General features: G+C 69.0%; 15 protein-coding genes. 7 read left to right on the forward strand and 8 right to left on the reverse strand.

All coding sequences use genetic code 11. The features are described 5' to 3' along the window. Window positions 1-3 precede the first annotated feature (3 nt). The 3 genes from ACR4XJ_RS11575 to ACR4XJ_RS11585 are packed head-to-tail and all read left to right on the forward strand — an operon-like array spanning window position 4 to window position 2,226. Entirely contained in the window at window positions 4-933 is a 930-nt protein-coding gene (locus ACR4XJ_RS11575) for a metal ABC transporter ATP-binding protein (RefSeq protein WP_434755364.1), read from the forward strand. After that, entirely contained in the window at window positions 933-1,760 is an 828-nt protein-coding gene (locus tag ACR4XJ_RS11580) for a metal ABC transporter permease (RefSeq protein WP_434755365.1), read from the forward strand. The genes ACR4XJ_RS11575 and ACR4XJ_RS11580 overlap by 1 nt, the downstream gene beginning before the upstream one ends. 4 nt (window positions 1,761-1,764) lie before the next feature. Then, window positions 1,765-2,226, forward strand: coding sequence for a Fur family transcriptional regulator (locus ACR4XJ_RS11585; RefSeq protein ID WP_434755366.1), 462 nt, complete (start codon window positions 1,765-1,767; stop codon window positions 2,224-2,226). Window positions 2,227-2,476: 250 nt separating this feature from the next. Here ACR4XJ_RS11585 and ACR4XJ_RS11590 read toward each other — a convergent pair whose 3' ends face one another. The 7 genes from ACR4XJ_RS11590 to ACR4XJ_RS11620 all read right to left on the reverse strand — a co-directional run bounded on the left by ACR4XJ_RS11590 (window position 2,477) and on the right by ACR4XJ_RS11620 (window position 9,726). After that, the gene (locus ACR4XJ_RS11590) at window positions 2,477-2,851 is read right to left on the reverse strand and encodes an iron hydrogenase small subunit (protein WP_434755367.1); all 375 of its coding nucleotides are present in this window, start codon (window positions 2,849-2,851) and stop codon (window positions 2,477-2,479) included. Between the two features lie 11 nt (window positions 2,852-2,862). Continuing rightward, a complete protein-coding gene (locus tag ACR4XJ_RS11595; RefSeq protein ID WP_434755368.1) occupies window positions 2,863-4,128 on the reverse strand; it encodes a [FeFe] hydrogenase, group A in 1,266 nt (421 codons plus the stop codon). A gap of 124 nt (window positions 4,129-4,252) precedes the next feature. Then, the gene (gene hydF / locus ACR4XJ_RS11600; RefSeq protein ID WP_434755369.1) at window positions 4,253-5,515 is read right to left on the reverse strand and encodes a [FeFe] hydrogenase H-cluster maturation GTPase HydF; all 1,263 of its coding nucleotides are present in this window, start codon (window positions 5,513-5,515) and stop codon (window positions 4,253-4,255) included. Beyond that, entirely contained in the window at window positions 5,437-6,480 is a 1,044-nt protein-coding gene (gene hydE / locus ACR4XJ_RS11605; protein ID WP_434755370.1) for a [FeFe] hydrogenase H-cluster radical SAM maturase HydE, read from the reverse strand. The genes hydF and hydE overlap by 79 nt, the downstream gene beginning before the upstream one ends. After that, on the reverse strand, window positions 6,477-7,988 hold the full coding sequence (locus tag ACR4XJ_RS11610) for an aspartate ammonia-lyase (RefSeq protein ID WP_434755371.1): 1,512 nt from the start codon (window positions 7,986-7,988) through the stop codon (window positions 6,477-6,479). The genes hydE and ACR4XJ_RS11610 overlap by 4 nt, the downstream gene beginning before the upstream one ends. A gap of 25 nt (window positions 7,989-8,013) precedes the next feature. After that, window positions 8,014-9,423, reverse strand: a complete 1,410-nt coding sequence (gene hydG / locus ACR4XJ_RS11615) for a [FeFe] hydrogenase H-cluster radical SAM maturase HydG (RefSeq protein WP_434755372.1) — start codon at window positions 9,421-9,423, stop codon at window positions 8,014-8,016. Between the two features lie 33 nt (window positions 9,424-9,456). After that, window positions 9,457-9,726: a TM1266 family iron-only hydrogenase system putative regulator gene (locus tag ACR4XJ_RS11620; RefSeq protein WP_333507065.1), complete on the reverse strand. Its 270-nt coding sequence runs from the start codon at window positions 9,724-9,726 to the stop codon at window positions 9,457-9,459. 262 nt (window positions 9,727-9,988) lie between these two features. Between ACR4XJ_RS11620 and ACR4XJ_RS11625 the strand changes: the two genes are divergently transcribed. The 4 genes from ACR4XJ_RS11625 to ACR4XJ_RS11640 all read left to right on the forward strand — a co-directional run bounded on the left by ACR4XJ_RS11625 (window position 9,989) and on the right by ACR4XJ_RS11640 (window position 12,204). Beyond that, window positions 9,989-10,207, forward strand: a complete 219-nt coding sequence (locus ACR4XJ_RS11625; RefSeq protein ID WP_434755373.1) for a hypothetical protein — start codon at window positions 9,989-9,991, stop codon at window positions 10,205-10,207. Between the two features lie 114 nt (window positions 10,208-10,321). Beyond that, the gene (locus tag ACR4XJ_RS11630) at window positions 10,322-11,314 is read left to right on the forward strand and encodes a FlgO family outer membrane protein (RefSeq protein ID WP_434755374.1); all 993 of its coding nucleotides are present in this window, start codon (window positions 10,322-10,324) and stop codon (window positions 11,312-11,314) included. Between the two features lie 27 nt (window positions 11,315-11,341). Further along, complete coding sequence (locus ACR4XJ_RS11635) at window positions 11,342-11,605, forward strand: hypothetical protein (protein WP_333507062.1); 264 nt, start codon at window positions 11,342-11,344, stop codon at window positions 11,603-11,605. Between the two features lie 23 nt (window positions 11,606-11,628). Beyond that, window positions 11,629-12,204 (forward strand): FlgO family outer membrane protein, encoded by a 576-nt coding sequence (locus ACR4XJ_RS11640; protein WP_434755375.1) that lies wholly within the window; start codon window positions 11,629-11,631, stop codon window positions 12,202-12,204. A 285-nt stretch (window positions 12,205-12,489) separates the two neighbouring features. Here the strand turns inward: ACR4XJ_RS11640 and lon are convergent, their stop codons facing one another. After that, window positions 12,490-14,955 (reverse strand): endopeptidase La, encoded by a 2,466-nt coding sequence (gene lon, locus ACR4XJ_RS11645; protein WP_434755376.1) that lies wholly within the window; start codon window positions 14,953-14,955, stop codon window positions 12,490-12,492. Between the last annotated feature and the right edge of the window lie 185 nt (window positions 14,956-15,140).

Raw genomic sequence — 15,140 nt, forward strand, 5'->3', positions numbered from 1 at the left:
CGCATGCACATGCCCGCCAGCGCGCCCGCCACTCCGGGCGCGCCGCATACACCACACGAACCGGTCATCGCCGTGCGCGGCCTGTGCTTCGCCTACGGCGACGACCCGGTGCTGGACCACGTGGACCTTACCGTGGAACGCGGCGAATTCCTGGCCGTGCTCGGCCCCAACGGCGGCGGCAAGACCACCCTGCTCAAGCTGCTGCTGGGGCTGCTGGCGCCGCGTTCCGGCAGCGTGGAGGTCTTCGGCGGCCCGCCGCGCGCGGCGCTGCCGCGCATCGGCTACGTGCCGCAGTATTCCACGGCCCGGCTGGACTTTCCCGTCACCGTGCTGGACGTGGTGCTGATGGGCCTTGCGGGCACCCGGCGCGGTCTCTTCGGCCGCCACTGGTCGCGCGACGCCGCATCCGTGGACCGCGCGCGGGAAGCGCTGGACCAGGTGGGCCTTTCCGGCATGGAACGGCGCATGGTGGGCGAGCTTTCCGGCGGCCAGCGCCAGCGGGCCGTGGTGGCCCGCGCCCTGATGGCCCAGCCGGAACTGCTGCTGCTGGACGAGCCCACCGCCTCCATCGACCCGCAGGGCTCGTTCTGCTTCTTCGAATTCCTGGGCACCCTGCGCGGCCCGCACACCCTGGTGGTGGTCAGCCACGACCTGTCCATCGCCACCTCCACCTTCTCCAACGTGGCCTTCGTCAACCGCACCCTGGTGCACAGCCGGGGCGCGGGGCTGACCCCGGACATGCTCGCCATGCTCTACGGCCACCACGAAAAGACCTGCCCCATGGGGGCGTTCATCTCTTCCGTCTCCGGGCTGTTCCCGGTGCTGCCGCGCATGGACGATCTGCCGCCTTCCGCCGCCGCCACGCCCCCCGCCCCTCCGGACGCCCCGGATCACCCGGCCGCCTCCACCCGCCCGGCCGCAAAGGACGCCTGATGCTCCACGCGCTCTCCTACGACTTCATGCAGCAGGCCCTGGCCGCCTCTCTGTTGGCCAGCATCGCCTGCGGGGTCATCGGCACCCTGGTGGTGGTGAACCGGCTGGTGTTCCTGGCGGGCGGCGTGTCTCACGCGGCCTACGGCGGCGTGGGGCTGGCCTTCCACTACGGCTGGCCGGTGCTGCCCAGCGCCATCGGCTTTTCCGTGGCCTCGTCCATGCTCATGGCCGGGGTGGCCCTGAAGCGGCCGGAAAAGGCCGACACGGCCATCGGCGTGCTGTGGGCGGCGGGCATGGCCTTCGGCATCATCCTCATCGACCTTACCCCCGGCTACAAGGCCGACCTGATGAGCTTCCTGTTCGGGTCCATCCTGGCCGTGCCGGTCACCGACCTGTACCTGATGGCCGCGCTGGACGCGGCGCTGCTGGCCGTGGTGGCCCTGTGCCACCAGACCCTGCTGGTGACGTCCTTCGACCGCGAATTCGCGGAAGCGCGCGGCCTGCCGGTGCGCACCGCGCACTATCTGGTAGTGGGCATGACGGCGGTGGGCGTGGTGATGCTGATCCGCGTGGTGGGCCTCGTGCTGGTCATGGCCCTGCTGACCATCCCGCCGTTCATCGCGGCGCGCTCCGCCCGGTCGCTGCCGTCCATGATGGCCGCCGCCACGGCGTGGAGCACCGCGTTCTGCGTGGGCGGGCTGGCCCTGGCCTACCGCTGGGACGTGACCTCGGGCGCGGCCATCATCGCCGTGGCCTCGGCCGGGTTCATGGCCGTGTCCGGCGCGGGCGCGCTGCGCCGGGCCCTTGGCAAATCCGGCCGGAACTGAACCCATGGATACGGGAACATCGGGGAACATCACCATGACCGACCGTGCGACAGGCGCCCGCGCCCTGCTGGAACAGGCCGGGCTGGAGGCCACCCCCCGCCGGGTGGCCGTGCTGGAGGCTCTGGCGGCCCTGCCCCACGCCCCGGCCGCGCAGGAACTGCTGGACGCCGTGCGCCGCACCACCCGCATGGACAAGGTGACCCTGTACCGTACCCTGGACCTGCTGGTGGAGACGGGCATCCTGCAACGCCACACCGGGGCCGACGGCGCGTTCCGGCACTGTATGGCCCCGGCGGGGGAAAACGCGCCGCACGGCCATTTCCAGTGCACCCGCTGCGGGGTGATGACCTGCCTGCCCCCGCTGCCGGAAGCCCTGGACGCCGCCGCCCTGCTGCCCGCCGGAGTCACCGTGGAGCACGTGGAGGTGCGCCTGGACGGGGTGTGCGGGCGGTGCCGCCAGGGCTGACCCGGCGCTCCGGAAACGGGCCGCGCCATACCCCATCCTTTTCCCCCACACGGCGCAAGGGCCGGGCATCCGATGTCTTCGGATGCCCGGCCCTTGCGCCGCCATGTGCCCTCGCCGCATTCCCCCGTCCCGTGACCTCGCCCTTGGTGTCAGGGGTTTCCTCCCCTCGTCGCAGGCGGGCCGTCGGATCATGCACGGGCGCGGGCCTCGGCCCGCTTCGGGGTGCCGCGCCAGCGCGGCCGCTCCCCCGTTATTCGTAGGGGTAGGTGTTGCCCTCGAATTCCTTGGCGCGCGGGTTGGGATACGCGCCCGCGGCCTTCATGCGCTCGATGGCCTTGGAGCGGTCCACCCAGTGGGTGTGCAGCAGTTGTTCGGCCTTGTGGCCCATGGGTTCGCCCAGGAAGTCCTTGTACAGCTTCTGGACCTGCGCGTTGTCCTGCGAGGCGCGCACCGGGAACTTGGCGTCCGCCCCGTACACCGCGTTGATGCGGTCCATCATGTAGTCCTTGAGCTGCCTGGCGGCGGCCACGGCCTTGCCGGTCATGCGGATGCTGATCAGCGCGCCGCCGGTGACGACGCAGGCGGCCTTCAGGAAACCGCGCCGGGTGATGTTGACGATCTGCATGGTGGTTCCTCCTATGCCCGGCTGGCGCTGGCCATGGCCAGGCGCTTCTTGAGGCCCGCGTACATCTGCGTCACCCTGCGGTCGGCCGCTTCGAGCACGCCGGGCATCACCGGCTGGCCGCCGCCGCACACGCAGCCGCCGGGGCAGGCCATGAACTCGATGAAGTGCCACGGGGCCTTGCCCGCCTTCACCAGTTCGCACACGTCATGGAAGCGCTTGGCCCCGTGCACCACGGCCACCTTCACGTCCACGCCGCCCACGTTCACCGTGGCTTCCTTCACGCCCTGCAACCCGCGCACGCCCTTGAAGTCCATGCTTTCCGGCTTCTTGCCGGTGACTGCCTGGTAGGCGTAGCGCAGGGCCGCTTCCATGACGCCGCCGGTGACGCCGAACAGGGTCGCGCCGCCGGTGGATTCGCCCATCAGCGTGTCGCGCTTGCCGTCGGGCAGCTTGGCGAAGTCGATCTTGGCCTTCTTGATCATGTACGCCAGTTCGCGGGTGTCGATGGTGGCGTCGATGTCCTTGTACCCGCTGTCCCACAGCTGCGGGCGCATGCCTTCGTACTTCTTGGCGGTGCACGGCATGATGGACACCGTGTACACCTTGGCCCGGTCGTACTTCATGCGGTCGGCGCCGTAGGTCTTGGCCAGCGTGCCCAGCATGCCGATGGGCGACTTGCACGACGACATGTGCGGGAACAGTTCCGGGTACAGCGATTCCACGTACTTGTGCCAGCCGGGGCAGCACGAGGTGAACTGGGGCAGCGGCTTGTCCAGCTTCTTGGTCAGGCGCTGCACGAATTCGGTGCCTTCTTCCCAGATGGTCACGTCGGCGGTGAATTCGTTGTCCCAGCAGTGGTCGAAGCCCAGTTCCTTGAGCGCCGAGAACATCTTGCCGGTGGTCACGGTGCCCACGGGCAGGCCGAAGGCGTCGCCCAGGGCGTAGCGCACGGCGGGGGCGGGCATGGCGATGACCTTGACGTCCTTGGCCTTGATCTGCTTGTCGATCTCCGTCACCCACGACTGCGATTCGTAGATGGCCCCCACGGGGCAGTGGGTCAGACATTGGCCGCAGTTGATGCACAATTCCTCGTGGGGAATCTTGTGCGCGTCGCCCGTGTCGCCGAAGATGGCGCCCGTGGGGCAGTACTGCTGGCAACTGTCGCACCCGATGCACTTCGATTCATCGATCTGGATGAAGAAGAGCTTGTCGGGATCGGCCTTGGGGTCCGGAGCGTGATCTTCGTAAAAGATCTTCTCCATTTCGATACGGCTCATCTGCACGTCTCCTGTGGTTGAAGGTTGCGATCACGTCGTTGGCACCCGCGACGCCGTCCGAACACCTCCTTGTCCCGCGCCGCCTTGTGCCGCTTCGACACCGCCCGCCGCCACCGGGGTGGCGTCAGGAGCCCCCCGCCGCCGCGCGGAAGGCGTCCAGCGCCGCCGGGAACGGTCCCAGCGCGCGGGGCAGCACCCCTTGCGTCAGCGAAATGGCAAGCCCGTAGTTGGTCATGGGCACCCCCGCCCGCCGCGCCGCGCGCAGCCGGGCCAGCATGTTGCCCCGGTTGATGACGCAGCCGCCGCAATGCACCACCAGCGCATAGGCGGCCATGTCGTCGGAAAGTTCCTTGCCGGCGGCCACGTCGATTTCGATGTCGCCGCCCGCGTACTGGCGCAGCCAGCGGGGAATCTTGACCCGGCCGATGTCGTCGGCCAGGGGGTGGTGGGTGCAGGCTTCCGCGATCAACACGCGGTCGCCGGGACCCAGCCGTTCGATGGCCGCCGCCCCGCGCGCCAGTTCCACCAGGTCGCCTTTCAGCCGGGCCATGAGGATGGAAAAGGTGGTCAGGGGCACGCCGGGCGGGGTGTCCGCCGCGGCCTTCAGCACCACCTGCGAGTCGCACACCACGAGGTCGGGCGGCGCGGACAGGCGGTCCAGCGCGGCGCGCAACTCGCGTTCCTTGACCACCAGGCACATCTGGTCGCCGTCCAGCAGGTCGCGGATGGCCTGCACCTGCGGCAGGATCAGCCGCCCCCTGGGCGCGCCGAGGTCGATGGGCACCACCAGCACCGCAAGCCCCCCCGGCGGCACCAGGTCGGACAGCATGTGCGGCTGGGCGATGGCGTGCTCCGGGGCCAGCATGGCGATGCGCTCGCGCACCGTGTCCAGCCCGTGGCCCAGCAGGGCCGAGGCCGCCACCACGGCCACCCCGCGCCCGGACAGGGTTTCCCTGACGTGGCCGGGCAGCGCGCCACAGGGGGCTCCGTCCGCACCATCCGCACCAAGGTCCGCCTTGTTGGCCACCACGAAGTACGGCAGCTTGCGGGCCGTAAACGCATCCGCCAGCGCTTCCTCGTCCCTGCCCCACGCGCCGTCGGTGACCAGCAGGGCCACGTCGGTGCGGTCCAGCGCCCGTTCCGAGCGTTCGCGGCGCAGCGCGCCCAGCGCGCCCTCGTCGTCGATGCCCGCCGTGTCGATGAACACCACGGGGCCGACCGGGTCCAGCTCCAGCGTCTTTTCCACGGGGTCGGTGGTGGTGCCCGGCGTGTCCGAGACGATGGACGCGCCCTGCCCCACCAGACCGTTCAGCAGCGACGACTTGCCGACGTTGCGGCGGCCGTAGATGCCGATGTGCAGCCGCAGTCCCCTGGGGGTATCCTGCATGCCCTTGCTCCTTGCGCCGGGGCGGGCACGCGCCCGGCCCGGCGGATGGTGTCCAGCGCGTCGTCCATGTCCACGCGCCGCTTGTGATCGTAGATGTGATAGTCCGCACGGCGGGCGGCCGGGGTGAAGCCGGGCATCAGCACGTTGCCGCCAGCGCGCAGCCCGGCCAGTTGCCCGTCTTCCGGGGCCAGGGTGGCCAGGGCGGTGGTGGCGGGCAGGTTCAGGCCGGGCCGGGCGATGCGCAGCGCCGCCATGCAGCGCAGGGTCAGTTCCACCGGGCCGTGCTGCGCCCCCGCCAGGGGCGTCGCGCCATTGGGCACGAAAGGCCCGGCCCCGCACATGTCGGCCGCCAGTTCGCACACCAGCAGCACGTCGTCGGCAAGGCTCTCCGGCCGCTGGCCCGGCAGCCCCACGATGAACCCGCTGCCCACCTCGTAGCCCGCATCGCGCAGGCGGCGCAGGGCCGCGATCCGCTGGGCCAGGGTCTTGCCGGGGTGCAGGCGGGCGTACAGGCGGGCATCGGCCGTCTCGTGCTTCATCAGAAAGCGGTCCGCCCCGGCCGAGCGCCACAGGGCGTAGTCCTTCGCGGGCCGTTCGCCCACGCTCAGGGTGACGGCAAGGCCGAGCCGGGTCTTCACCGCCTCGACCATCTCCGCAAGTTCGCGCGGGGGCAGGCCGTAATCGTCGCCCGATTGCAGCACCACGGTATCCGCCCCGGCCTCGGCGGCCTCGCGCGCGGCGGCCATCACCTCGGGCAGGGACAGCCGGTAGCGGCGCACCTGCCCGTTGTCGCGGCGCAACCCGCAGTAGGCGCAATTCCGGATGCAATGATTGGAGAATTCCACGATGCCGCGCACGTGCACCACGTCGCCCTTGGCGGCGCGGCGCACCGCGTCGGCGCGGGCCGCAAGCTGCCCGAAGGGCATTTCGAACAGCAGGCCGAGAATCTCGTCGCGGTGCATCATGGCCGCCCCCGCCCGTTGCGCCGGTCGTCGCCGTCACCCGCGCGCCCCAGCCGGGCCATGGCCTCCGGAGCGAGCAGCCCGTCCAGCGTGGCGTCGTCCAGCAGGCCGGTGCGCCGGGCCGCCTCGCGCACCCCGCAGCCTTCCGCGCGCATGGTTTCCACCAGCCGTGTGGCCCCCTCGTAGCCCAGCACCGGCACCAGCGCGGTCACCGTGCCCCACGAGGCGTCCACGTGGCGCGCGCAGGCCGCCGCGTCCGCCCGCATGCCTTCCACGCAGCGGGTGCGGAACATGACGCAGGCGCGGGTGAGAATGGAAATGGTGTCCAGCAGCGTGTCGGCGATGAGCGGCATGAAGGCGTTCAACTCCAACTGCCCGGCCTGCGCGGCCATGGTCAGGGCCGCGTCGTTGCCCAGGGCGCGCATGGCCGCCTGGGCCACGGCCTCGCAGATCACCGGGTTGACCTTGCCGGGCATCAGGCTGGACCCGGCCTGCACGGCGGGCAGCGCCAGTTCGCCCAGCCCCCCGCGCGGGCCGGAGGCCAGCAGCCGCAGGTCGCCAGAAATCTTCAGCAGGTTCACCGCGTGCGCCTTGAGGATGCCGGAAACCTCCACGAACACGTCGGCGTTCTGGGTGGCGTCCACCAGGTTTTCGGCGCGGGCGAGGCCGAGTCCCGTCACCTCGCGCAGCCGTTCCACCACCAGGAAGATGTAGTCGCGCGGGGCGGTGATGCCCGTGCCCACCGCCGTGCCGCCCAGGTTGACCACGCGCAGCCGTTCCTCGCACTTGAAGATGCGCCAGCGGTCGCGCGAAAGGGCCTCCGCCCAGGCGGAGCATTCCGCCCCCAGGGTCATGGGCACGGCGTCCTGCAACTGGGTGCGGCCCAGCTTGACCACCCCGGCGAAGTCGCGCTCGCGGTCCTGGAAGGCGCGTTGCAGGGCCGACACGGCCCTCTCCAGTTCGCGCAGGCCGCGCATGGCCGCCACGCGCAGCGCCGTGGGAAAGACGTCGTTGGTGGACTGGTGCAGGTTGACGTGGTCCAGCGGACGCACCAGCCGGTACGCGCCCCGCATGCCGCCCATGAATTCTTCCGCCCGGTTGGCCAGCACCTCGTTGACGTTCATGTTGGCCGAGGTGCCCGCGCCGCCCTGCAACGCATCGACCAGCACGTGCGCGCCAAGGCCGCCGTGCAGCATTTCGTCGCAGGCGGCGCACACGGCGTCGGCCACGCGCGGTTCCAGGTGGCCCAGTTCGGCGTTGGCGCGGGCGCAGGCCTTCTTGACCAGGGCAAGCGCCTCCACCAGTCCCGGATGGAGGCGCCGCCCGGTAAGAGCGAAATTGTCCAGCGCCCGCAGGGTGTGGATGCCGTGATAGGCATCCGCGGGCACGGGCATCTCGCCCAGCAGGTCGCGTTCCGCGCGGACGGGTGCGTACGCCGCGCGGGCATGCGGCCCGCAGCCATTCGAGGGCGGGGCGGCGGCCGCGTCCATCAAGGACGGCGCGGCCGCCATGTCCTGCCCTGCATATGCGACAGGTTCAGCAGAAGACATCCCTGCGCCCTTCCTGCACCTTGTCCAGCATGCGCTCGGCCACGCGGCGGATGCGGGCGTCCATGCAGCCAAGTTCGGCGGCGATGACGCCCTGCCCCACCTCGCGTTCCGTGGGGGTGCCGTAGTCGATGAGGTATTCGAGGAAGGTGGACAGGGCGTTGGGGGCGCACTTTTCCTTGATCAGGCCCGGCTTGGCGAGGTCCATGAAGTCCTGCCCGGTGCGGCCCAGCCGGTAGCAGGCGGTACAGAACGAGGGGATGTAGCCCAACCGCCCGATGTCGGCCACCACCTCGGACAGGCTGCGGTGGTCGCCCAACTGGAACTGGCTGGATTCGAACTTCTCGGCCTCGACGTAGCCGCCGGGGTTGGTGCGGCTGCCCGCCGATATCTGCGACACCCCGAGGGCGAAGGTGGAGCGGCGCACCTCGGCGTTCTCGCGGGTGGACATGATCAGGCCGGTGTAGGGCACGGCCAGCCGAAGAATGGCCACCAGCTTGCGGAAATCGTCGTCGGTCACGGCCCTGGGCGGACAGCTGGCCATCTCGGAGCCCACGGCGGGCTCGATGCGCGGCACGCTGATGGTGTGGCAGCCCACGCCGAAGCGGTCTTCCAGATGGCGGATGTGGCTCATGAGCGCCAGGGTGTCGAACCGCCAGTCGGCCAGCCCGTACAGCACGCCCAGGCCCACGTCGTCGATGCCCGCGCGCATGGCCCGGTCCATGGCCGAGGCGCGCCAGTCGAAGTCGCGCTTCAGGCCGCCCACGTGCACGCGGGTATAGGTGGGCCGGTGATAGGTTTCCTGGAACAACTGGTAGGTGCCGATGCCGCGTTCCTTCAGGCGGGTGAAGTCCTCCACCGTCAGCGGGGCCACATTGACGTTGACGCGCCGGATCTCGCCGCTTTCCTCGCGCACCGAGTACACGGCGTCGATGGCCTTCAGCACGTACTCGAAGCCCTCGCCGGGGTAGGATTCGCCCGCCACCAGCAGCACCCGCTTGTGGCCCTGGCGCACCAGCACGCGGGTTTCGGCGGCCACCTCGTCCATGGACAGGGCGCGGCGGTCCAGTTCCTTGTTGGTGGCGCGGAACGCACAGTACAGACATTCGTTGGCGCACAGGTTGGAGATGTACAGCGGCGCGAACATGACCAGCCGGTTGCCGTAGATTTCTTCCTTGACCCGGCGGGCCGTGTCGAACAGGTCGTCCATCAGGCCGGGGCTTTTCACGTGCATCAGCGCGGCCACGTCGTCGTGGTCCAGCCCCTCCAGTTCGCGGGCCTTTGCAAGAACCTCGCGTATCTTCCCCGCATCTTCGGCGGCGTTGCGGGCCAGCGTGTCCGCGATGAAGCCGTCGTCAAGCCACGAAACGTCCCTGTCGGCATCCGTTGCCTTGCCCATGGTCCTGCTCCTTCCCCGGTATGGCGGCGCGGCTCATGCCGCGTCGGTAAGCAGAAGCGTCTTGATGCGCACGCCGGGAATGGCCCCCAGCCTGCCCGTCATCGCCCCCAGTTCGTCGGTGGTGCCGTCCACGATCAGCGAAATGACGCCCACTCCGCGCTCGCGATACGGCACCCCCATGCGCCCGATGACCAGCGAAGCGAACTCGCTGATCACGGCGTTGACCTTGTCCGCGCAGGCTTCGCGGTTGCTCACCAGCAGCGCCACCACGCCCACGCGCTTGCATTGTCCGTTGGCTTGCATCCCTGTCCGGCCTCCCCGGCCCCACACCCCGGCCTGTGACACGCGGCGGCCTGCGGCGCACGGAGTGCGCGGGCCGCACGCCGCCTGCCAACCGGGCTCCATCGCCCGGCCGCGCGGCCTTTCCGCACACGAGGCCGCGTGTCCGCCGCACGTCGCATTCCCGCGTGCCCGGCGGCCTCTGGTGTTATGTTTTTTATTGCGATTACCCTCATGTGTTACCTATGTCAATTTCGTGCTACATTTTCTCGCCACGAAATCAATCATGAAAATAGCTTTCATCAATGCCAGTATTCCGGGTTGTTCCATCAAACAATACGAAACCGCATGGACGATGGTGCATCCCCACGCCCCGCGCCCCCAGTGCATGGCGCGGGCGTTTTATCACCCGCGCACCGGCTTGCCGCCGTTCTGCCTCCGGCATGACGGGCACCGCGCCACCATGGATGTTGCGACCTCAAGGTTTTCGGAATTGCGCCGATAGGACGAGCAACGAAGCATCCCGCAAGGGCGCGACCGGTCCGTACATCCGTACCGCACGTGCCCACGGCATGCGGGGCGCGGCCCGGTGCCGCGCGAAGTCCATCGGAGGCAACCCATGTCCCGTGAATCCCGCGTACCCCGCGAGTCGCATATTCCGCAGAATGATTCCGCCGCCGGACACGACGGCGCGGGCACCGGGCAGGGCAAACGCCGCTGTTCCGGCATCCGGCCATCCCGCGCGCCCCGCACCGGCCCCGTCCTGATTCGGCTGGTTTCAGCCGGGCTGCTCCTGACCGGACTGGCGCTTGCCGCCCTGCCGCTGCTGCCCCCCGGCGGCACGCCCGCCGGGGCCGAGATGCGCCAGTCGCAGGCATCCCCGCCGCAGCCCGCCTCCATGGCGCCGCAGCCCCCGCGCCTCGGCGCGGACCCCGGCGCGCCGCTGGAGGCCAGGGAAGCGGGCGAGGCCAACGTGAACGGGCAGACCATGCCCCTTTCCACGGTGGTCACCCACGACAACGGCTTCATGGTGCCCGACAACCAGGGCGGCATGTTCTGGAGCAAGGGCGTGCCGCGCCCCCAGGCGGACCCCAACCACATGGAGGCCCGCGAACTGAAGCTGAAGGTGCGCGAACTGGTGGACCAGCTGCTGGCCACGGTGCCCAACGACGCGCTGCTGGGGTACATCGCCCTGCCCACGTCGTTCGTGAACCAGGACGACTTCGACGAATCGTCGTCGCTGGGGCGGTACATCGCCGAACAACTGTTCTACGAGTTCAACCAGCGCGGCTTTCCGGTGCGCGAATACCGCCTGCCCGGCACCCTGCGCCCGCGCGAGGGCGAGGGCGAATTTCTGCTTTCGCGCAACGTGGGCGTGCTGCCCGCGCGCGAGGGGTGGGCCGTGTTCGTGGCGGGCACCTACTACCGCGACAAGTACAGCGTGTTCATCAACGCCCGGCTGATCCGCGCGGCGGACGGCCTGGTGCTGCGCACGGCGGAACTGGTGATGCCCGCCAACGGCCTGCTGGGCCGCATGCTGGCCAACACCGGCCGCAAGCTGACCGGCGGCTCCATGAACATCGGCGATTTCGACCGGACCACGCGCAAGTAGGCGCAACCGGATACAACGAGGCACATCATGCGCATTCCCGCCCTTTTGCTGCTGGCCTGCCTTGCCCTTCCCGCCCTTGCGGGATGCGGCAGACAGGTGGCCTCGGTGCCCGAAAGCGACGAAGCGCTGCACAACTGGCACCAGGGCCGCACCTACCAGGCCCAGGGCCGCTACGAACTGGCCCGCGAACACTACCTGCTGGCGCTGGCCGCCGCGCGCTCGGACGACGTGCGCGACGCCCTGACCCGCGAAGTGGACGTGGTAGACCGTCAGATCAAGACGCTGCGCTGACGCGGCGATTCCGGGAGCCCCCCATGAAACGCATACTCGCCCTGCTCGTGCTGACCATCGGCCTGTTGCTGCCCCTGGCGGCGGCCGCCGCCAGCGTGCCCGAGGCCGCCGACGCCATGGCCTCGGCCATGGACGTGCAGATGGCCCGCAAACTGGGACAGGAAGCCCCGCCCGCCAAGGGCATCAGCATCATGGTCACCACCCCGGTGGACCTGGGCGACCTGGAAGGGGCCAACGGACTGGCCCGCCAGATGGCCGAGGAAATGTCCCGCTGGTTCGTGCAGGCGGGCTACAGGGTGCAGGAAATCCGCAAGGGCCGCACGATCCTGTTCCAGCCGGAAACGGGCGAACTGCTGCTGACCCGCAAGACGGAACTGCTGGGCACCCAAAACGTGTCCAGCGTGGCCATTCTGGCGGGCACCTACACCATCACCCCCAAGGCCGTGCGCTTCAACATGCGGCTCATCCACACCCCGTCCAACGAAGTGCTGGCCATGGGCACGGCCACGGTGCCGGTTTCCGAGGAACTGCGCCCGCTGCTGGTGCAGGCCACGCACACCGGCCCCATCCGGCCCAGCGTGGGCACCAGCCTGCGCTGACACCAAGATTCCGACGCCCCGCTCCCCGCGCCAGGGGGGCCAGGGCACGGGCACCACGCCCAGGATACGGACCGCCCCGCCCTGCCGTTCAGGACGGGGCGGCTCCTTTTGTCGCGCCGCGAACAAGGCAATGGGCATCAAAAAAGAACCCCCGTCGCGTCTCCGCAACGGGGGTTCACCGGACCAATCAAAAAGTTTGGGAGGATGGGGGTCCGGGGGAAGGAACCTTTTCCAAAAGGTTCCTTCCCCCGGTTATTCTTGCATCAAACCTCTTCCACGTTCCCGCTAGTGCGCGGTGGGCACGGGCGGAGTCACGTCGCAGCCCGCGCCTTCGCGCAGGGTGCGGAAGAGCGGCAGCCCTTCGTCGGCGCGGCCGGAGAAGATGGCTTCGGCCTCGCCTTCCAGGGCCAGGGGCAGCACTTCGTCCACGTGGTCCACGAAGGTGATGGTGAGGTCCTTCAGGATTTCGTCGGGCACTTCCTTGAGGTCCTTCTTGTTGTCGCGCGGCACGAGCACCTTGGTGATAAGGCCCCGGTGGGCGGCCAGCAGCTTTTCGCGCAGCCCCCCGATGGGCAGCACGCGGCCCCGCAGGGTGATCTCGCCGGTCATGGCCACGTCGTTGCGCACCGGCACGCCCAGCAGCGCCGAGACCAGCGAGGTGGCCAGGGTGATGCCGGCCGAGGGGCCGTCCTTGGGGGTAGCGCCTTCGGGCACGTGCACGTGGATGTCGATGTCCTTGTGGAAGTCGCTGCGCAGGCCGAACATGTTGGACCGCGAGCGCACGTAGGACAGCGCGGCCTTGGCCGATTCGGTCATGACCTCGCCGAGCTTGCCGGTGATGACCACCTTGCCGGTGCCGGGCATGAGGGCGGTCTCCACCATCAGCAGTTCGCCGCCAAGCTCGGTCCAGGCAAGGCCGGTGGTCACGCCCACCTGCGGGTTGGCCTCGCGCTCGCCGTAGCGGAACTTCTTCACGCCCAGGAACTGGGGCAGGTTCTGCCGGGTGACGGTGACCACCTTGTCCAGGTCGTCGGCCTCCACGATCTGCATGGCCGCCTTGCGGCACACGCCCGCCAGTTCACGCTCCAGATTGCGCACGCCCGCCTCGCGGGTGTAGGTGCGGATCATCTCCAGCACGGCGTTGTCCGACATCCTCACGTTCTCGGGCTTGATGCCGTGCGCCTCGATCTGCTTGGGCAGCAGGAATTCGCGCGCGATGCGGCGCTTTTCCGTCTCGAGGTAGCCGGGCAGCCGGATGATCTCCATGCGGTCCTGCAACGGCAGGGGGATGGAGTGCAGGCTGTTGGCCGTGGTGATGAAGAACACCTGCGACAGGTCGTAGTCCATGTCCAGGTAGTGGTCGTTGAAGGTGTTGTTCTGCTCGGGGTCCAGCACTTCCAGCAGGGCGGCCGAGGGGTCGCCCCGGAAGTCCATGCTCATCTTGTCGATTTCGTCCAGGCAGAACAAGGGGTTGTTGAACTTCACCCGCTTCAGCGACTGGATGATCTTGCCGGGCAGCGCGCCCACGTAGGTGCGCCGGTGGCCGCGGATTTCGGCCTCGTCGCGCACCCCGCCAAGCGAAAGGCGCACGAACTCGCGCCCGGTGGCCCTGGCCACCGATTTCGCCAGCGAGGTCTTGCCCACGCCGGGGGGGCCGACAAGGCACAGGATGGGACCCTTCAGGCGGTTCACCAGCTTCTGGACGGCCAAGTATTCAAGGATGCGCTCCTTGGGCTTTTCCAGGCCGTAGTGGTCGGCGTCGAGCACGGCGCGGGCCTTCTCGATGTCGATCTCGGTTTCCTTCAGGGTGTTCCACGGCAGGTCGAGAATCCAGTCCACGTAGTTGCGCACCACGGTGTACTCGGCGGACGAGGGCGGCATCTGGCGCAGCTTCTTCATCTCGCGCAGGGCCTTCTCGCGCGCCTCGTCGGGCATGTTCTTCTCGGCCAGGCGCTGTTCGAGCTCGTTGACCTCTGCCTGCGGGTCTTCCTCGCGGCCCATCTCCTTGTGGATGGCCTTGATCTGCTCGTTCAGATAGTACTCGCGCTGGTTGCGCTCCATCTGGTTCTTGACGCGGTTCTTGATGCGCTTTTCCATGGACGAGATGGCGATCTCGCCCTGAAGCAGCTCGTACACCTTCTCCAGGCGCACCACCGGGTCTTCCAGTTCCAGCACTTCCTGCTTCTTGCGGTAGTCCACCTTCAGGTGGGGCATCACCGCGTCGGCCAGACGCCCCGCCGTGTTGATGGCGGTGATGGCCAGCAGGGTTTCCTGCGCCAGCTTCTTGTTGATCTTGCTGTATTCCTCAAGGGCTTCCTGCGTGGCGCGCACGAGGGCCTCGGACTCTGCGGTCAGGGCGTCGGATTCGCGCAGGGGCAGGATGGAGGCGCGGGGAAAGTCGCCCTCGCCGCCTTCTTCGCCAAGGGCTTCCCAACGGGCGCGGTACAGCCCTTCGAACAGCACCTTGATGGTGCCGTCGGGCAGGCGCAGCAGTTGCAGGATCTTGCTGACGGTGCCGACCTCGAAGAGGTCCTCGGCGCCGGGCTTTTCCACTTCGGGCTCACGCTGGGCCACCAGGAATATCTTCTTGCCGTAATCGGAGATGGCGTTCTCGATGGCCCGGATGGACGCCTCGCGCCCCACGAACAGGGGCACGATGGAGCGCGGGAACATCACCACCTCGCGCAGCGACATCAGCGGCAGGTCCAGGACTGGACGGGCCTTTTCGCCATCAACGTCGAAATCGCTCATTCATTCCTCCAGAACGGCGGCAGGGGCCGCCGGGTGCCCGCGCGCCGGAAGGGGGCGCGGGAGCCCCGCGTGCGAGACGGGGCACAATGCACACAAACTAGTGACCCGATTCCCGTTGTCAACGCCGGGCATGGGGCGCCCCGTGGGGTACGGGGAACGCATGCGGGCGCTTGCGGGAAGGCCGA

This window comes from Nitratidesulfovibrio sp. D1, from assembly GCF_051133415.1.
GTDB lineage: Bacteria > Desulfobacterota > Desulfovibrionia > Desulfovibrionales > Desulfovibrionaceae > Cupidesulfovibrio.

What these genes read in the sequence shown, in the direction of transcription:
- ACR4XJ_RS11630 (WP_434755374.1), top strand. Translation starts at nt 10,322, where the DNA reads ATGTCCCGTGAATCCCGCGTACCCCGCGAGTCGCATATTCCGCAGAAT.
- ACR4XJ_RS11625 (WP_434755373.1), top strand. Translation starts at nt 9,989, where the DNA reads ATGAAAATAGCTTTCATCAATGCCAGTATTCCGGGTTGTTCCATCAAA.
- ACR4XJ_RS11590 (WP_434755367.1), bottom strand. Translation starts at nt 2,851, where the DNA reads ATGCAGATCGTCAACATCACCCGGCGCGGTTTCCTGAAGGCCGCCTGC.
- ACR4XJ_RS11640 (WP_434755375.1), top strand. Translation starts at nt 11,629, where the DNA reads ATGAAACGCATACTCGCCCTGCTCGTGCTGACCATCGGCCTGTTGCTG.
- hydG (WP_434755372.1), bottom strand. Translation starts at nt 9,423, where the DNA reads ATGGGCAAGGCAACGGATGCCGACAGGGACGTTTCGTGGCTTGACGAC.
- ACR4XJ_RS11620 (WP_333507065.1), bottom strand. Translation starts at nt 9,726, where the DNA reads ATGCAAGCCAACGGACAATGCAAGCGCGTGGGCGTGGTGGCGCTGCTG.
- ACR4XJ_RS11575 (WP_434755364.1), top strand. Translation starts at nt 4, where the DNA reads ATGCACATGCCCGCCAGCGCGCCCGCCACTCCGGGCGCGCCGCATACA.
- hydF (WP_434755369.1), bottom strand. Translation starts at nt 5,515, where the DNA reads ATGCAGGATACCCCCAGGGGACTGCGGCTGCACATCGGCATCTACGGC.
- ACR4XJ_RS11635 (WP_333507062.1), top strand. Translation starts at nt 11,342, where the DNA reads ATGCGCATTCCCGCCCTTTTGCTGCTGGCCTGCCTTGCCCTTCCCGCC.
- ACR4XJ_RS11610 (WP_434755371.1), bottom strand. Translation starts at nt 7,988, where the DNA reads ATGGCGGCCGCGCCGTCCTTGATGGACGCGGCCGCCGCCCCGCCCTCG.
- ACR4XJ_RS11595 (WP_434755368.1), bottom strand. Translation starts at nt 4,128, where the DNA reads ATGAGCCGTATCGAAATGGAGAAGATCTTTTACGAAGATCACGCTCCG.
- lon (WP_434755376.1), bottom strand. Translation starts at nt 14,955, where the DNA reads ATGAGCGATTTCGACGTTGATGGCGAAAAGGCCCGTCCAGTCCTGGAC.
- hydE (WP_434755370.1), bottom strand. Translation starts at nt 6,480, where the DNA reads ATGATGCACCGCGACGAGATTCTCGGCCTGCTGTTCGAAATGCCCTTC.
- ACR4XJ_RS11585 (WP_434755366.1), top strand. Translation starts at nt 1,765, where the DNA reads ATGGATACGGGAACATCGGGGAACATCACCATGACCGACCGTGCGACA.
- ACR4XJ_RS11580 (WP_434755365.1), top strand. Translation starts at nt 933, where the DNA reads ATGCTCCACGCGCTCTCCTACGACTTCATGCAGCAGGCCCTGGCCGCC.